This window comes from Rhizobium sp. 268 (assembly GCF_036571585.1).
GTDB classification, from domain to species: Bacteria; Pseudomonadota; Alphaproteobacteria; order Rhizobiales; family Rhizobiaceae; genus Rhizobium; species Rhizobium redzepovicii.
The window spans coordinates 73,278-90,352 of the sequence record NZ_JAPPSO010000004.1 but is presented as its reverse complement, the minus strand read 5'-3'; the positions used below and the strand labels follow the sequence as shown (position 1 = coordinate 90,352).

The 17,075-nt window shown below is 62.0% G+C and carries 14 protein-coding genes; 6 read left to right on the top strand and 8 right to left on the bottom strand.

Annotation, left to right across the window (positions count from 1 at the left end):
* Positions 1-46: 46 nt before the first annotated feature.
* Positions 47-541 carry a SixA phosphatase family protein gene (locus OS035_RS09145; RefSeq protein WP_097628582.1) on the bottom strand — a complete coding sequence of 165 codons (495 nt, stop codon included), beginning with the start codon at positions 539-541 and terminating at the stop codon, positions 47-49.
* A gap of 276 nt (positions 542-817) precedes the next feature.
* Between OS035_RS09145 and dksA the strand changes: the two genes are divergently transcribed.
* Complete coding sequence (gene dksA, locus OS035_RS09140) at positions 818-1,237, top strand: RNA polymerase-binding protein DksA (protein WP_003569003.1); 420 nt, start codon at positions 818-820, stop codon at positions 1,235-1,237.
* Between the two features lie 60 nt (positions 1,238-1,297).
* On the opposite strand, the gene OS035_RS09135 is transcribed toward dksA, so the two are convergent.
* Positions 1,298-1,942 (bottom strand): DUF1062 domain-containing protein, encoded by a 645-nt coding sequence (locus OS035_RS09135; protein ID WP_331813624.1) that lies wholly within the window; start codon positions 1,940-1,942, stop codon positions 1,298-1,300.
* A gap of 413 nt (positions 1,943-2,355) precedes the next feature.
* Positions 2,356-3,414 (bottom strand): flagellar biosynthetic protein FliO, encoded by a 1,059-nt coding sequence (locus tag OS035_RS09130; protein ID WP_331813623.1) that lies wholly within the window; start codon positions 3,412-3,414, stop codon positions 2,356-2,358.
* Positions 3,415-3,721: 307 nt separating this feature from the next.
* On the opposite strand from OS035_RS09130, the gene cckA reads away from it, so the two are divergent.
* Entirely contained in the window at positions 3,722-6,325 is a 2,604-nt protein-coding gene (cckA, locus tag OS035_RS09125; RefSeq protein ID WP_097628585.1) for a cell cycle histidine kinase CckA, read from the top strand.
* Between the two features lie 265 nt (positions 6,326-6,590).
* Here cckA and OS035_RS09120 read toward each other — a convergent pair whose 3' ends face one another.
* The gene (locus OS035_RS09120) at positions 6,591-7,517 is read right to left on the bottom strand and encodes a pseudouridine-5'-phosphate glycosidase (protein WP_054183126.1); all 927 of its coding nucleotides are present in this window, start codon (positions 7,515-7,517) and stop codon (positions 6,591-6,593) included.
* A gap of 85 nt (positions 7,518-7,602) precedes the next feature.
* Positions 7,603-8,547 carry a carbohydrate kinase family protein gene (locus tag OS035_RS09115; RefSeq protein ID WP_097628586.1) on the bottom strand — a complete coding sequence of 315 codons (945 nt, stop codon included), beginning with the start codon at positions 8,545-8,547 and terminating at the stop codon, positions 7,603-7,605.
* A 228-nt stretch (positions 8,548-8,775) separates the two neighbouring features.
* Here OS035_RS09115 and recA point away from each other — a divergent pair, with 228 nt between their 5' ends.
* The 3 genes from recA (at position 8,776) to OS035_RS09100 (ending at position 13,869) form a co-directional block, all read left to right on the top strand.
* Complete coding sequence (recA, locus tag OS035_RS09110) at positions 8,776-9,864, top strand: recombinase RecA (RefSeq protein WP_003586201.1); 1,089 nt, start codon at positions 8,776-8,778, stop codon at positions 9,862-9,864.
* Positions 9,865-10,029: 165 nt separating this feature from the next.
* On the top strand, positions 10,030-12,684 hold the full coding sequence (gene alaS / locus OS035_RS09105) for an alanine--tRNA ligase (RefSeq protein WP_097628587.1): 2,655 nt from the start codon (positions 10,030-10,032) through the stop codon (positions 12,682-12,684).
* A gap of 333 nt (positions 12,685-13,017) precedes the next feature.
* Positions 13,018-13,869, top strand: coding sequence for an AraC family transcriptional regulator (locus tag OS035_RS09100; RefSeq protein ID WP_097628588.1), 852 nt, complete (start codon positions 13,018-13,020; stop codon positions 13,867-13,869).
* Positions 13,870-13,903: 34 nt separating this feature from the next.
* On the opposite strand, the gene OS035_RS09095 is transcribed toward OS035_RS09100, so the two are convergent.
* The 3 genes from OS035_RS09095 to OS035_RS09085 form a co-directional block, all read right to left on the bottom strand.
* Positions 13,904-14,530 (bottom strand): glutathione S-transferase family protein, encoded by a 627-nt coding sequence (locus tag OS035_RS09095; protein WP_097628589.1) that lies wholly within the window; start codon positions 14,528-14,530, stop codon positions 13,904-13,906.
* Between the two features lie 68 nt (positions 14,531-14,598).
* A complete protein-coding gene (locus tag OS035_RS09090; protein WP_088396494.1) occupies positions 14,599-15,045 on the bottom strand; it encodes a GNAT family N-acetyltransferase in 447 nt (148 codons plus the stop codon).
* Between the two features lie 70 nt (positions 15,046-15,115).
* Positions 15,116-16,327, bottom strand: a complete 1,212-nt coding sequence (locus OS035_RS09085) for an NADP-dependent isocitrate dehydrogenase (RefSeq protein ID WP_088396493.1) — start codon at positions 16,325-16,327, stop codon at positions 15,116-15,118.
* A gap of 188 nt (positions 16,328-16,515) precedes the next feature.
* Between OS035_RS09085 and OS035_RS09080 the strand changes: the two genes are divergently transcribed.
* Positions 16,516-17,046 carry a hypothetical protein gene (locus OS035_RS09080; protein ID WP_088396492.1) on the top strand — a complete coding sequence of 177 codons (531 nt, stop codon included), beginning with the start codon at positions 16,516-16,518 and terminating at the stop codon, positions 17,044-17,046.
* Positions 17,047-17,075 lie beyond the last annotated feature (29 nt).

The window sequence follows — 17,075 nt, the reverse complement described above, 5'->3', positions numbered from 1 at the left end:
ATATAGGAAGGACGTGCCGCCTGAAAAAGACGCGGCGCGAAAGCTTTCAGACAACCACGAAATCGATGAGACGCCAACCGCCGGCTGAAGCGTCGTAATCGACGACGGCAAGGCCCGCCGTCGGGAAGCCGCCGGGAAGGGCGCTTGCCATCGCCTCATGGCCGATCAGCGCCTCCAGCGCCTGCTCCATGGTTGGATTGTGGCCGACCAGCATGACGGCCGCCTCTTCCTGCGAATCGACGATTTCCAGGTAGTTATCGACCGTGGCGTTGTAGAGCGCATCGACATAACGGATGTCGAGCGTAAGGCCCATCGCCCGATGGACCGCATCGGCAGTGCCGCGGCAGCGCAGCGCCGTCGAACTGATCAGCAGATCGGGACGGTAGCCCTTGTCGGCGGCTTTGTCGGCAATGATCTCGGCATCGCCGAAGCCCTTTTCGTTGAGCGGCCGGTCGAAATCGCGCTGTCCGGGTTCGGCCCAGGCCGCCTCGGCATGACGCAGGAGATAGATGCGGTTCGGCGGAGGCAGCGGTACGGTCATGGGCAAATCCAGGATCGGGCGGGTCTTTTCAGTAGCGGTTGCGCTTGGCCGCCGTCAATCGCTGGCCATGCTGCGACGGCGCAAAACGTGGCTGACAACACGGCGTTTTGAAGGCGAAGAAGAAAACGGTAGCCGGAATAACCATGACAAAATAGATCGTTAGCCTAAAATTGTAACAGATTTAAAAATCTGTTTACCTGTCGTATTTGGCTTGAATCGCGGCTAGCGCTTGGGATATACACCCGCCCAGATGAGATGTTCTTCAGGAGAATCGCGTTGAGTGAGAAGATCGATCTTAGCAATTACGTTCCCTCGGAAGAGGAAGAGTTCATGAACGTAAACCAGCGTGCCTACTTCAGGACCAAGCTGGTTGCATGGAGAAATGATATCCTTCGAGAAGCGCGCGAAACCCTCGACCACCTGGCCGAGGAAAGCGCAAACCATCCCGACCTCGCCGACCGGGCGTCCTCGGAAACCGACCGGGCGATCGAACTTCGCGCCCGTGATCGGCAGAGAAAGCTGATTTCCAAGATCGACGCGGCACTGCAGCGCATCGAAGACGGTACTTACGGCTATTGCGAGGAAACCGGCGAACCAATCGGCCTCAAGCGTCTCGACGCCCGCCCGATCGCGACGCTGTCGATCGAGGCGCAGGAGCGCCACGAACGCCGCGAAAAAGTCTATCGCGACGAATAATGGTTTTCATGCAGAGGTGAGAGCAAGCGCCGCGATCGGATCGCGGCGCTTGTTCGTTGATCACTGCTCCGCTGCACAAATGCCTATCGCCAGAGCTTTCCACGATTGCTCTCGCTCGGCCTCCATGGAGAGGTCGATCGTCACAAGGGTGCCGTTCCTCAGGCGGTGTCGCAGGATGTCCGCCTTCTCAGGATCCGTCCGAACCATGCCTTCAGTGTGAAGGGCCTGCAGTCTCGAGCGTGAAAGCTTCAGTTCCGAGGCCAGCAGACGGTCGAGGCGGGTGCTTGTTGGGACAGGGACCGTCAGTTCGATTGCCAATGTCGTCCAATTTGCGGTTTCGTGCCGCATCTCCTTGATGATTTCAAATTCGGCAAACTCGTCCATACGCAGCGATTTGCGTCGGAGAGCATCGAGGTTGAAGGTCTCTGCCCGGATCCAGTCCGGATCGTTGGCCTGCAGCGCGTCAAGGACCGCAGGATCGATGTCGCGGACATTGCGGCGCTCGAAGATCGGCCGGTTCCATGTCCTTTCGCAGGTCAGGCATTTGTAGATCAGCCAGGCATCCAGTTTGCGGCCGTTGGCGTTCAGCCGAATCTTGCCGCTGGATTGGAAGGCTCTCATGCCTCCGCATCCGCCGCATGCGATCCAGGGCTGGGGAGCTGTCTTGGGAATAATGGTCCATCGGACCTGAAGCGTCTTGCACATATCGTCTTGGTCTTCCGTTCGGAAGTCCATCGAGATGGTGCAGGAGAAACCCTTGCGGGCGCGGTGTGGCGATGTTGTGGGCGGCTGAAGAGCTGAGACAGCGGAACTGCACATGGCACATTGGAACAATGCCAAACCGGTCTCTCGCCACCACCCGATGAACATGGTCGCATGCCGCCAGCATGTCGCTAGACGGCAGTACGGGTGAAACTGGAGTGAGACCGGTGTTTACTTAGGCAAAATGCAACCTCGGATGCGCCAACGCTCTTCACCCCGATCGATAGCAAATGATCGGCATGATGGGGAGGCCAAAGACATTCGGACACTGAAAAAGCCGCGGTATGCGGCTTTTGTGCAACTTCATGGTGAAGGAGAGGGCGCGGCAACCCGGCGTGACGCGGGGGCCTTTGCCCTCATTTGTCGCGATTGACGCTCATTTCGCCGAAGATGCGGGCGACTTCTTTCTGCAGTTCCGTATCGGCGCCGGTGATTGGGGCGAGGTCGGGATCGCGGCGCGGCAGGTTGCTCGGCTGCGGCTGCGGTATGGCTTGGCGGGGGGCCTGGTTTGCCGGCGCCGGCACGATGCGTTCGGCCGTCAGATTGTTCGACATCTCCTCTTCCAGCACCCGCTGGAAATCATGGCGGGTCGCCGCTGCCGATTGCGCAGCCGCATCGTCTTCGGCTGGGCCGGGGGCGGCGGGCGGCATGTGCTGGACAGGCGGTGCGGAGATCTCGGGTTCAATGCGCTGCTGCGGCAGCACGCGCTGACGGGCGGCATCGAGGATCTCGGCCGCACTTGCGGTATCGTGGAACACTGCGGGCGCGACCGGGGGAGCAACAGGACGCTCCGGCGGGCGCGGCTGGGGTGGGGCAGGTGGAGGAATGTCGCGTTCGGCCGACAGGGGCGCTATCACCCGGTTTGCCGGAAGAGGGCTGGTCGCCACCGGCGGTGCTGCGGCCTGCTGGGCCTGCGGTTCGGGGCGCGGGCGCGGCTCGGGCGAAACCGGTGCGGAGAAGGAAGGCTCGGCGGCCGGCTCGACGCGGGCTGCGGCAGGCGGTGAGGCCGGAGCTGCAATTGCAGCGCGGGGCGGAGAAACGGGGGACGGTTCCGGCTGCGCCGGGGGTGATACTGGACGCTGTTCGACAGGTTGTGGAAGGCCGGCGATTTCCGGCTGTTCGGCCGCTGCGGGCAGGATACGGCTTTCGATGACTATATCGCTCGGGCCGCCGATCATGATCAGATGCTCGACGTCGTCGCGGCGCACCAGCACCAGCCGGCGACGGGCATCGACAGCGGCGGCATCCAGGACCTGCAGACGCGGCTGGCGGTTGCGGCCGCCGCGCACGAAGGGCGAGGGCGCCCGGCTGCGGATCACCCAGAGCACGAGGATGAGCAGGAGAAGCGCCAGACCGACGCCACCGGCGGCAAGCAGAAAACGGCTGCCATAAGCTCCGACAACATCATCCAACATAGTCACTCACTCCATTTCATATTCGGCACATATTGACGACTTTTCCGTTCCTTAGGCAAGGGCCGCCGGTGCTGTCCAGTCACGGGAGAACGCGTTTTCGTGTTCCGCGGATTGGGCGCTCGCCGATGTTGCGCACGGTCGGCCGCGTCAGGGTTCAGGGGCAGATGGCGCTGTTGCCTGTGAATTCAAGCAGTCTTGCCGACCACCGGTGTTTTTGCCAACGCGGCAAATTGCTAAGAAGGAAAGAGTGCCTGATTCCCGCTTCGTGTTCGTGCTACGAAGCTGGAGGGACTTATGTGAGGAATACATGACGAAACCGCGTCAGGCCGACGATTATAACGCACCGCTTGTGGATCGTGGGGGGCGTTCTGGCACGGTTTTGCGCATTCTTCTGCTGGCCCTTGTGCTGATTGCAGCCGCCGGCGGCTTCGTCGTCTTCAAGAGATCGCTCGACAATGAGATCGTGCTCGGCGGTCTCGGCGTGCTTGCCATGGTCGGCATCTTCTTCCTGGTATCCTCGGTCATCGGCTTCATCGAGGTGATGCCGCAGCGTCAGTCCGACAGCCTGGCGCGCGCCTTCCTCAACAGCCATCCCGACGGCACGCTGATCACCGACGAAAAGGGCCGGATCATATATGCCAACGCCGCCTATGGTGCGCTGACCGGCGCGCGCAAGGCGACCGAGGTGCAGACGCTGGAAAGCCTGCTGTCGCGCCACCGCGAATCGAATGAGGCGCTCTATCGGCTGGTCAACGGCCTGCGCGAGGGCAAGGAAGGCCGGGAGGAATTCCGCCTGCTGCGCGCCGTCGGCCCCGGCAGCAACAGCTCAGGCGCCCATTGGTATCGGCTGAAGGCGCGGCTGCTGCAGCCGGAGGAAAACGGCGGCAAGCCGCTGCAGATCTGGCAGATTACCGATATCACCACGGAGCGGGACGACCAGGAGCGCTTCTTCAAGGAATTGCAGAACGCGATCGACTATCTCGACCATGCGCCGGCCGGTTTCTTCTCAGCCGGCAGGAAGGGCGAGATCTTCTATCTGAACGCCACGCTTGCCGAGTGGCTAGGCCTCGATCTCACCAAATTCGTGCCGGGCTCGATGACCATCGGCGACGTGGTGGCGGGCGAGGGGCTGGCGCTCATCCAGTCGGTGCAGGCCGAACCCGGCCTGAAGAAGACGGTGACGCTCGATCTCGACCTGCGCAAGACCAACGGCCAGAGCCTGCCGGTGCAGATCATCCACAGCGTCACCTCGATGCGCGACGGCGCACCCGGCGAAAGCCGGACGATCGTGCTGGGGCGTGAAAAGAGCGAGGCGGGCGGCCAGTCCGCTTCGGCCGCCGCCATGCGGTTCACCCGCTTCTTCAACAATACGCCGATGGCGATCGCCTCGGTGGACGGGGACGGGCGCATCCTGCGGACCAACGCACCGTTCCTGAAGATGTTCTCCGGCGTCGTCTCGCGCGACGATCTCGAAAAGGCGCCGCATCTCGAAACCATCGTGCAGGAAAGCGACCGGCCGCAGCTCGCCGAGGCGCTGGCAGCGGCCAAGGACCGGCAGGGCGACATTGCGCCCCTCGATACCCGCACGCCGACCGACGAAGCGCGCTATTTCCGTTTCTACGTCAACGCCGTCATCGACCAGAGCGACGAGGCGCCCGAGGAGGCGGCGATCGTCTACGCCGTCGAGGTGACCGAGCAGAAGGCGCTGGAAGCGCAGATGGCGCAGACGCAGAAGATGAATGCCGTCGGAACGCTCGCCGGCGGCATCGCGCATGATTTCAACAATGTGCTGACGGCGATCCTGCTTTCCTCCGACCATCTGCTGCTGCAGGCACGGCCGGCCGATGCGAGCTTTGCCGACCTGATGGAAATCAAGCGCAACGCCAACCGCGCCGCGGTGCTGGTGCGCCAGTTGCTCGCCTTCTCGCGCAAGCAGACGATGCGGCCCTCGGTGCTCAACCTCACCGATGTCGTCGGCGACCTGCGCATGCTGGTCGACCGGCTGCTCTCCGGCACCAATGTCAAGCTCGACGTGCAATATGGCCGCGACCTCTGGCCCGTCAAAACCGACCTTTCGCAATTCGAACAGGTGCTGATCAATCTCTGCGTCAATGCGCGCGACGCCATGCCCGAGGGTGGCACACTGACGCTGCGCACCCGAAACCTGACTGCTTCCGAGGTCTCCGCCTTCAACTATTCCTACATGCCGGCTGAGGACATGGTGCTGATCGAAGTCGCCGACAACGGCACCGGTATCGCGCCCGAAATCATGGACAAGATCTTCGAGCCCTTCTTCACCACCAAGGATGTCGGCAAGGGCACCGGGCTTGGTCTCGCCATGGTCTATGGCATCGTCAAGCAATCGGGCGGCTATATCCAGCCGGAATCCGAAGTCGGCAAGGGCACGACCTTCCGGGTCTTCCTGCCGCGCCACATCCCGGAGCCGGCGGTGGCCGCGGAAGCGGGTGCGATCGACAGCGCCGTCGCCGAGATCGGCATTCGGCCGGAGGCGCCAACGGCGCAACAGCCGGAGGACCTGACGGGATCGGCGGTCATCCTTCTCGTCGAAGACGAGGAGGCGGTGCGCCGCGGCGGCAAGCGCATGCTGGAAACGCGCGGTTATACCGTGCACGAAGCCGGCTCGGGCGTCGAGGCGCTCGCCATCTTGGAAGAGCTGGAAGGCAAGGTCGACATCGTCGTGTCCGACGTCGTCATGCCCGAGATGGACGGCCCGACGCTGCTGCGCGAGTTGCGCAAGACCTATCCCGACATGAAATTCATCTTCGTCTCGGGTTACGCCGAAGATGCCTTTGCCCGGAACCTGCCGCCGGACGCGAAATTCGGGTTTTTGCCGAAGCCGTTTTCGCTGAAGCAATTAGCTGTGGTGGTGAAGGAGACGCTGGACGGGTGAGGGCAGCCGGCATCGCCTTAGTAGACAGGGCGTGCCGCGGCCGCCCCCTCTGCCCTGCCGGGCATCTCCCCCACCTGTGGGGAGATCACAAGCGGCGGAACCTTCTCGCCACATCAACGTTTCGGCGAGCTGCGACGCCAATTGTTGGGGGAAGCCATTGCGTCTAGCCAATCTCCCCACCTGTGGGGGAGATGCCCGGTAGGGCAGAGGGGGCTGGAACGGCAGCAGCTGTCTGGCAAGGCGATTCCGGCCTGCCCCGTAGGCCTCACTCACCCAACGCCACGGCAATCTCAGCCGCCAGCCGCGCATTGTTCTCGACCAGCGCAATATTCGTCTTCAGGCTCTGGCCGTCCGTCAGATCGAAGATGGTCGAGAGCAGATAAGGCGTCACCGCCTTGCCCGTGATCTCGTCGCGCTCGGCGCTGTCGAGTGCCCGCTCAATGTAGATCTCCATCTCTTCGCGGGCGATCTCGTCGGCTTCCGGCACCGGATTGGCGATGAGCATGCCGCCGTCGATGCCGAGCTGTTCGCGCACCGTCTGGAAATTGGCGATGGCGGCCGGGCTGTTCAGCGACAGTGGGCTGCGGATGCCCGAGGCGCGTGACCAGAAGGCGGGGAATTCTTCGCTCTCATAGGTGACGACGGGAACGCCGCGGGTTTCCAGCACTTCCAGCGTCTTCGGAATGTCGAGGATCGCCTTGGCGCCGGCGCAGACGACGATGACGCCGGTGCGGGCGAGTTCCTCGAGATCGGCCGATATATCGAAGCTTTCCTCGGCGCCTCGGTGCACGCCTCCGATGCCGCCTGTGGCAAAGACGCGGATGCCGGCGCGGGCGGCGGCAATCATCGTCGCGGCCACCGTGGTGGCGCCGGTGCGGCGCTCGGCGATCGCGAAGGCGAGATCGGCGCGCGATACCTTCATCACTTCGGTCGCCTTGGCAAGCTGCTCCAGTTCGCCGGCTTCAAGGCCGATATGCAGCGTGCCATGAATGACGGCGATGGTTGCCGGCACCGCGCCCTGTTCGCGAATGATCGTCTCGACGCTGCGGGCCATCTCGATATTGCCGGGATAGGGCATGCCATGGGTGATGATGGTCGATTCTAGCGCCACCAGCGGCGCGCCGCGCTGCTTGGCGCTGGCAACCTCTTTCGAATAGGCAATCGGCAGAAGGGGCGAAATGGGCTTGGTCATGATGTTGTCCTGTCGTCGATGAGCATGATGCCGAAGCGTGTCAGCGGTTTTCGCACCTCATGCTCGACTATTTAATATAGCGGCTTCAATGCAGAATTCTGACCTCGGGAACAAGGGCAAGCGCCGCATTCAAGAGATCCGGCGTCAGATTTTCGTTGACGGCGTGCCGCGACTGCACGGTGAGCGTTGCGGCAGCCGTGCCGTGGCGAACGGCCTCTTCGAGCGGCAGACCGAGCATCAGGGCGGCAAGCGTGCCGGCCGCAAGAGAATCGCCGGCTCCGGTGACGTCGGCGACCGTGTCGGCGATCGGCGGCTGCAGCGTCACGGCGCGGCCCTTGCAAAGTGCCACGAGCTCGCGGCGGCCGCGGGTGACGACGGCGTTCCTGATGCCGATCTGGTTCAGAAGCGGCGGCCAGCCGGCAGCGTCTTCCGGCTGTTTACCGGCAAGGGCAGCGGCCTCGGCTTCATTCAGGAACAGGTAGTCGATATCCGCGATGCACTGTTTCAGCCTGACGACCTTGGCCGGCGAGATGGCAATCGCCGCGACCGGCTTCGCCAGGGAATGCGCCTTGGCAACGATCGCTGCGATCGTCTCCTCCGGCAGGTTGGCGTCGAAAAGAATGAGATCATGGGCGGCGAAAGCTTCGCGCACCCAGCGGATGGAGAGACGCCGCGGCACGAAGAATCGGTAGAGATCCATGTCGGCAAGGGCGATCACCAGATTGCCGTCCTTCTCGATGATCGCCGTATAGCTCGGGGTCTTGCGGTCGAGGAACACGAAAGGCCGGTCGTCGATGCCGGCGAAATCGGCGGCTTCGCCGACCATCTCGCCGATGGAGTCGCCGCCGCGTGGCGAAATCATCGTCACCTGAAAACCGAGCCTTGCCAGGTTGCGGGCCGCATTGAAGCCGCCGCCGCCCGGCTCCTCGAACCAGGTGCCGGGATTGCTGGCGCCCGGCGCCGTTTCGCCGGAGATCCGGCCGCGCCGGTCGATATGGGCGCCGCCGAGAACAAGAATCTTTTTCTTCACTTCAACCGCCTTCCGATGCCCGAAGCGCGAATCGAGACGGTGCTAGCAGCCGCGGCAAAGCCGGTGCATAAGGCCTAAGCCGTTGCTTTGCATCGATAAAACAAATATAGAACACAGGCTGTTTTACCTTTTTCTTTCAATCGTTTGATCGCCTATTGCGGAAATAGAACAAATGGGGTACAAACTCGACATTGCTTGGGCGGCTTCAATAACCTAAAGGTGGATCGGATGTCTCAGAATTCATTGCGGCTGGTAGAGGACAAATCGGTGGACAAAAGCAAAGCGCTTGAAGCGGCACTCTCACAGATAGAGCGGTCGTTCGGCAAGGGCTCGATCATGAAACTCGGCTCCAACGAGAATGTTGTCGAGATCGAGACGATCTCGACCGGCTCGCTTGGCCTCGATATCGCACTTGGCGTTGGTGGTCTGCCGAGGGGCCGTATCATCGAAATTTACGGGCCGGAAAGCTCGGGTAAGACGACGCTTGCGCTGCAGACCATTGCGGAAGCGCAGAAGAAGGGCGGCATTTGCGCCTTCGTTGATGCCGAACATGCGCTCGATCCCGTCTATGCCCGCAAGCTTGGCGTCGATCTGCAGAACCTTTTGATCTCGCAGCCCGATACCGGCGAGCAGGCGCTCGAAATCACCGATACGCTCGTGCGCTCTGGCGCCGTCGACGTTCTCGTCGTCGACTCGGTCGCCGCACTGACGCCGCGCGCCGAAATCGAAGGCGAGATGGGCGACAGTCTTCCCGGCTTGCAGGCGCGCCTGATGAGCCAGGCGCTGCGCAAGCTCACGGCTTCGATTTCCAAGTCGAACACCATGGTGATCTTCATCAACCAGATCCGCATGAAGATCGGCGTCATGTTCGGTTCGCCTGAGACGACAACCGGCGGCAATGCGCTGAAGTTCTACGCCTCCGTGCGCCTCGACATCCGCCGCATCGGCGCGGTCAAGGAGCGCGAAGAGGTGATCGGCAACCAGACCCGCGTCAAGGTCGTCAAGAACAAGATGGCGCCGCCCTTCAAGCAGGTCGAATTCGACATCATGTATGGCGAGGGCGTTTCCAAGACCGGCGAACTGGTCGATCTCGGCGTCAAGGCCGGCATCGTCGAGAAATCCGGTGCCTGGTTCTCCTATAACAGCCAGCGTCTCGGCCAAGGCCGCGAAAACGCCAAGACCTTCCTGCGCGACAATCCGGATCTCGCCCGTGAGATCGAGCTGTCGCTGCGCCAGAATGCCGGCCTGATCGCCGACCGCTTCCTGCAGAACGGCGGACCGGATCCCGATGATGGTGACGCTGCCGCGGAAATGTAATTTTCGCGATCGGTTTTCCGCCAGTCCCTTTGAAAATCCAAGCCGGCTGCATTCCCTGATCAGAATGCGGCCGGTTTTGTTTGTCTGCTGGACAGTGGCGGAGGTGAACGTTAAAAGCCGATGGATTTAGATTTACCTGCCTCCGGCAGCATTGAAGGGCATAGCATGAGCGGTGTGAACGATATCCGGTCGACATTCCTCGACTATTTCAAGAAGAACGGTCATGAGATCGTCTCGTCGAGCCCGCTCGTGCCGCGCAACGACCCGACGCTGATGTTCACCAATGCCGGCATGGTGCAGTTCAAGAACGTCTTCACCGGCCTGGAGAAACGCCCTTATTCCACGGCGACCACCTCGCAGAAATGCGTGCGCGCCGGCGGCAAGCATAACGACCTCGACAATGTCGGCTATACCGCCCGCCACCTGACCTTCTTCGAAATGCTCGGCAACTTTTCGTTTGGCGACTATTTCAAGGAGAATGCGATCGAGCTTGCCTGGAAGCTCGTCACCGAAGGTTTCGATCTGCCGAAACATCGCCTGCTGGTCACCGTCTATTCCGAAGACGAGGAAGCCGCGACGCTGTGGAGGAAGATCGCCGGCTTGTCCGACGACAAGATCATCCGCATCCCGACCTCCGACAATTTCTGGCAGATGGGCGATACCGGCCCCTGCGGCCCATGCTCTGAAATCTTCATAGACCAGGGCGAGAACGTCTGGGGCGGCCCTCCCGGTTCGCCGGAGGAGGATGGCGACCGGTTCCTGGAATTCTGGAACCTCGTCTTCATGCAGTTCGAGCAGATCGAACCCGGCGTGCGCAATCCGCTGCCGCGTCCGTCGATCGATACTGGCATGGGTCTAGAGCGCATGGCCTGCATCCTGCAGGGCGTCCAGAGCGTCTTCGACACCGACCTGTTCCGCACGCTGATCGGCGCCATCGAAGAGACGATGGGCGCCAAGGCTGAGGGCAGCGCCAGCCACCGCGTCATCGCCGACCATCTGCGCTCCTCGGCCTTCCTGATCGCCGACGGCGTGCTGCCGTCGAATGAAGGCCGCGGCTATGTGTTGCGCCGTATCATGCGTCGCGCCATGCGACACGCCCAGCTTCTCGGCGCCAAGGAGCCGCTGATGTACAAGCTGCTGCCGACGCTGGTGCAGGAGATGGGCCGCGCCTATCCGGAACTCGTGCGTGCCGAAGCGTTGATCTCGGAGACGCTGAAACTCGAAGAAGGCCGCTTCCGCAAGACGCTGGAGCGTGGCCTGTCGCTGCTGTCGGATGCGACCACGGATCTCGGCAAGGGCGACATGCTGGACGGCGAGACCGCCTTCAAGCTCTACGACACCTACGGCTTCCCGCTCGACCTGACGCAGGACGCTTTGCGCGCCCGTGAGATCGGCGTCGATATCTCCGGTTTTACCGATGCCATGCAGCGCCAGAAGGCCGAAGCCCGTTCGCACTGGGCCGGTTCCGGCGAGAAGGCAACCGAAACCATCTGGTTCGAGCTTAGGGAAAAGAACGGGGCAACCGAATTCCTGGGTTACGACACCGAAACCGCCGAAGGCGTGGTGCAGGCGATCGTCAAGGACGGGGCTGCTGCTGAAGAAGCCCAGGCCGGCGACAAGGTGCAGATCGTCGTGAACCAGACGCCGTTCTATGGCGAATCCGGCGGTCAGATGGGCGATACCGGCATCATTTCGTCCGACCACGGCAGAATAGAGATATCGGACACGCAGAAGAAGGGCGAAGGCCTCTTCGTGCATTCCGGCGTCGTTGTCGAAGGCGCATTCAAGAGCGGCGATGCGGTTGTTCTCACCGTCGATCACGCCCGCCGTTCGCGGCTGCGCGCCAACCACTCGGCAACACACCTGCTGCACGAGGCGCTGCGCGAAGTGCTCGGCACCCATGTTGCCCAGAAGGGTTCGCTGGTCGCGCCCGAGCGCCTGCGTTTCGACGTGTCGCATCCGAAGCCGATGTCGACCGAGGAGCTGAAGATCGTCGAGGATATGGCCAACGAGATCGTGCTGCAGAATTCTCATGTCACGACCCGGCTGATGAGCGTCGACGACGCCATCGAGGAAGGCGCCATGGCGCTCTTCGGCGAGAAGTACGGCGATGAAGTGCGGGTCGTCTCGATGGGCACAGGCGTTCATGGCGCAAAGAGCAACAAGCCTTACTCGGTCGAGCTTTGTGGCGGCACGCATGTGTCGGCCACCGGTCAGATCGGCCTGATCCGCGTTCTCGGCGAAAGTGCCGTCGGCGCCGGGGTTCGCCGCATCGAAGCGCTGACCGGTGAATCGGCGCGCGAATATCTGGCTGAGCAGGACGATCGCGTGAAGACGCTGGCTGCCTCGCTGAAGGTTCAGCCTTCGGAGGTTCTGTCGCGTGTCGAAGCGTTGATGGACGAGCGCCGCAAGCTCGAAAGGGAACTGGCCGACGCCAAGCGCAAACTTGCCATGGGCGGCGGGCAGGGCGGCTCGGCCGATGCCGTGCGCGAAGTCGCCGGCGTCAAGTTCCTCGGCAAGTCGATATCGGGCGTCGATCCCAAGGACCTCAAAGGGCTTGCCGATGACGGCAAGACCAGCATCGGCTCCGGCGTCGTGACGCTGATCGGCGTCTCCGACGACGGCAAGGCGAGTGCGGTCGTCGCCGTGACGCCGGATCTCGTGGATCGTTTCAGTGCTGTCGATCTGGTGCGCGTCGCCTCGGCCGCCCTCGGCGGCAAGGGCGGCGGCGGCCGCCCCGACATGGCCCAGGCCGGCGGCCCCGACGGCTCGAAGGCCGACGAGGCGATCGAAGCGGTGGCCGTAGCACTCGCGGGCTGAGCTGCCGGGTTACGTCGGCTCTCCTCCCTCATTCCTGTGCTTGTCACACGAATCCAGTGCGCCCAAGTCATTGGGCGCGAAAGATCTTTTTTCTTTCGGTACTGATTCATTCACGGCGCGGACGCGCCGTGAATGGAATCCTGTGACGAGCACAGGAATGAGGGACGTTGGCGTGATGCCGGTGTACCCGCCTCGTCCTTCGAGGCACCTGCTCGGCACGTCAGCAAGGATAAGGCTCTCTTGAACTTTGGCGCTCCGGAGCCGGCAAGTCCGCAGGATTTGTCAAATCGGGCTATGCTTTGTTGCATCCGATCGATTTGCAGGAGGTTTGACATGAACGGGGAAACGGCATGGGCACTTTATGAAACCCGTCTGAGACGGGTATCGGCTTATATTCACGACCACCTCGACGAGGAGCTGGATATGGCGCGCCTGGCCGAGATCGCCTGCATGTCCAGCTATCACTGGCACAGGATCTATCGGGCGATTTACGGCGAGACGCTGGCGGCCACCGTCAAGCGGCTGCGGCTGCATCGCGCGGCGGGCGAAATCGTCCGCACGGAGCTTGCCGTCCGTGAGATTGCGAAGCGATCAGGCTATCCCAATCTCCAATCCTTCAACCGCATTTTCAAGTCGGTCTACGGCATGCCGCCGGCACGCTATCGGAAAGAGGGAAGCCACACAGCCTTCCAACCCTCACCTAACGGAAAGATCAAAGCCATGTTCGACGTTACCATACGTGAGATCGCACCCACCGAACTGATCGGTGTTGCCCATGCCGGCTCCTATATGGAGATCGGCAAAGCCTTCGAAACATTGTTCGGCACGCTTTACGCGCGTGGTCTCGCCAGGCCCGACATGCGGATGATCGGTGTCTATCTCGACGATCCTGATATCGTGCCGGCCGAACAGCTGCGCTCGATCGCCTGCGTCACCGGCGTTTCCGCGGGGTCGGCCGAAGCGCCGTTCGAGCGGCGCACGATCGACGGCGGCGACTACGCCGTGCTGCGCCATAAAGGCCCCTATGCCGACATGCACAAGGCCTACCAGTGGCTCTATGCGGAGTGGCTGCCGAAATCCGGGCGGCAACTGAAGGACAGCGTCATGTTCGAGGAATATCTCAACAACCCGCGCGACGTGCCGCCGACCGAGCTGATGACGGATATCCATATGCCGCTTGCCTGAGGGCTGACATCCCGGCGCGGCGCGGCGATGACGATCAGGCGGCCTGCATCGTCTTGCCGGCCTCATCATCCAGCGCATTGGCGCGCTTATAGGGCTCACGTTCGCTGATGCGGCCGAAGTAATCGACGAAGGCCTGGCGCTTTTCGATGCTGCCGAAGCCGAGACCCCAGCCGATATGCGAGCCGACATAGACGTCGGCGGCGGTGAAGCGCTCGCCGGCGACGTAGGTCGAGCCGGAGACGGCCATTTCGAGTGTGTTCATGACGTCGCCGAAACCGCCGCAGCCGGCCATGCGGAGGCGTTCTGCTGGAATTTCGAAGCCGAGCGCCTTCATCGTCACCGCCGATTCCAGCGGGCCGGCGGCAAAGAACATCCAGCGGTAGTAGCGGGCGCGCTCTTCCTGCTTGGGGGCCAAACCTTTTTCGGGGAAGGTCTCGGCGAGATAGGCACAGATCGCTGCGCATTCAGTGACGACGGTGTTGCCATGGCGGATCGCCGGAACCTTGCCCATCGGGTTGATGCGCAGATATTCCGGCGCCTTCATGCGTTCGCCGAAGGTCAGGAGTTCGGTGCGATAGGGCTGACCGATTTCCTCCAGCATCCAGCGCGCGATGCGGCCGCGTGACATCGGGTTCGTGTAGAATACCAATTCTTCGGTCATGACATCCTCCTCCTGTTGCGTCGCTCGGAATCAATAGCGCGGGGAGGTCTTTGTGCAACCCCCGATCTTCAAAGAGCCTTGCGGTACTGGATGAAGCCTGAGCGCTCGGCGATCTTGTCGTAGAGCCGCCTCGCCGTGGCATTCGTTTCATGCGTCATCCAATAAAGCCTGCCTGCGCCGTTTTGACGGGCAAGATCGGCGACCGCATCGATCAGCGCGGCGCCGGTACCGAGCCCGCGCTGGCTGTTTTCGACATAGAGATCCTGCAGGTAGCACGTCCATTGCGGCAGCCAGCAGGAGCGGTGAAAGATGGCATGGACGATGCCGACGAGGCGGCCGTCTCCATCGAAGGCGCCGAGCGCATGCATCGGTTCGCTGGGATCGTGGAAACGGCCCCAGGTGAGATCGGTGGTTTCGGGTGGGATGACCACTTCGTAGAAGCGCTGATACGCCTCCCACAGGGTTTCCCAAGCGGCGCGGTCGGATGGTTCCAGCGGGCGTACGGTCGCCGTCATCAGCTGTTCTCCCAAAATGAAAACGGCGGGGAAATCCCCGCCGTTCCGATGCTATCCCGAAAGAGGAGGCTTACGCCATCGCCTTCTGCAGGTTCTGGTCGATCTTGTCGAGGAAGGCGGTGGTCGACAGCCACGGCTGGTCGGGGCCGATCAAGAGCGCCAGGTCCTTGGTCATGAAGCCGGATTCGACGGTATCGACGCAGACCTTTTCGAGCGTCGAAGCGAAGCGGCCAAGCTCGGCGTTGTCGTCGAGCTTGGCGCGATGGGCGAGGCCGCGGGTCCAGGCGAAGATCGAGGCGATCGAGTTCGTCGAGGTTTCCTGGCCCTTCTGGTGCTGGCGGTAATGGCGGGTAACCGTGCCGTGGGCGGCTTCGGCTTCCACCGTCTTGCCATCCGGCGTCAGCAGCACCGAGGTCATCAGGCCGAGCGAGCCGAAGCCCTGGGCAACCGTGTCAGACTGGACGTCGCCGTCATAGTTCTTGCAGGCCCAGACATAACCGCCCGACCACTTGAGCGCCGAGGCGACCATGTCGTCGATCAGACGGTGTTCATAGGTGATGCCGGCTTCCTTGAACTGATCCTTGAATTCTGTCTCGTAGACTTCCTCGAAGATGTCCTTGAAGCGGCCGTCATAGGCTTTGAGGATGGTGTTCTTGGTCGACAGGTAGACCGGCCATTTGCGCATCAGGCCGTACATCATCGAGGCGCGGGCGAATTCGCGGATCGATTCATCGAGGTTGTACATGGCCATGGCGACGCCGGCGCCCGGCGCGTTGAAGACTTCCTTCTCGATGACGGTGCCGTCTTCGCCGACGAACTTGATCGTCAGCTTGCCCTTGCCGGGGAACTTGAAGTCGGTGGCGCGGTACTGGTCGCCGAAGGCGTGGCGGCCGACGACGATCGGCTGGGTCCAGCCGGGAACCAGGCGCGGCACGTTCTTGCAGATGATCGGCTCGCGGAAGATGACGCCGCCGAGGATGTTGCGGATCGTGCCGTTCGGGCTCTTCCACATTTCCTTGAGGTTGAATTCCTTGACGCGGGCCTCATCCGGCGTGATCGTCGCGCACTTGATGCCGACGCCGTACTTCTTGATGGCATTGGCGGCGTCGACGGTCACCTGGTCGTTGGTGGCGTCGCGGTTTTCGACGGAGAGGTCGAAATAGTCGATATCGAGGTCGAGATACGGATGGATCAGCTTATCCTTGATGAGCTGCCAGATGATGCGCGTCATTTCATCGCCGTCGAGATCGGCGACGGGATTGGCGACCTTGATCTTGTTCATGTATCTGCCTCGTTCGAGCTTGAAGGGGACAAGCGTCCCGGGTGGGTGACCTGATGAGGAGCGCTATAGCACTGTGAACCGGGAACGCAAAGCTGCAACGGGTTTTACAATGCGTTTTTGCCGGCATTGCCAAGCGCTGAAATCTGGCTAGTGTCCGCGTTGATTTGCCCGCCCCGGAACATTCGATCATGAAGACAATCGCCGTTGTTATCGCAAGCCTTATCGCCTTTTCAGGCGCCGCCCACGCGGCCGATGCCACGGCTCCCGTGAAGGAGATCATGGACGCAACCAGGAGCAACTGGGCCGACAACAATAGCGACTGGACCGACATCTTCGATGCGAGCCGGCTCGACCAACTCTACAGCAAGGACTTCATCGCAAAATATCAGGCGGCCGCGCAATTTCCCGCCGGCGACGACGACGACGGCATATCGCCCTTCGATTACGATGTCATCGTCAACGGCCAGGATGCATGCCCGCTGGAGGATCTGACGATGGCGGCTGCGCCCCCGGTCAACGGGACGACCGAGGTCACGGTGCGCTTCAAGAAATCCGCCTGCGCGGACACTCCTGACGCCAAGGACTACACAACCGTTCGCTTCGAGGTGGTCGAGGAGGCTGGCCAAGCCGTCATCGATGATATCGTCACCGAGAATATCGAAACGCAGGGCCGCGATTCCCTGAAGGCGACGATGGCGCTGATTGCCAAGGGCCAATAGGCGCGCGACAGTCGCGAGCGTCGAGATTC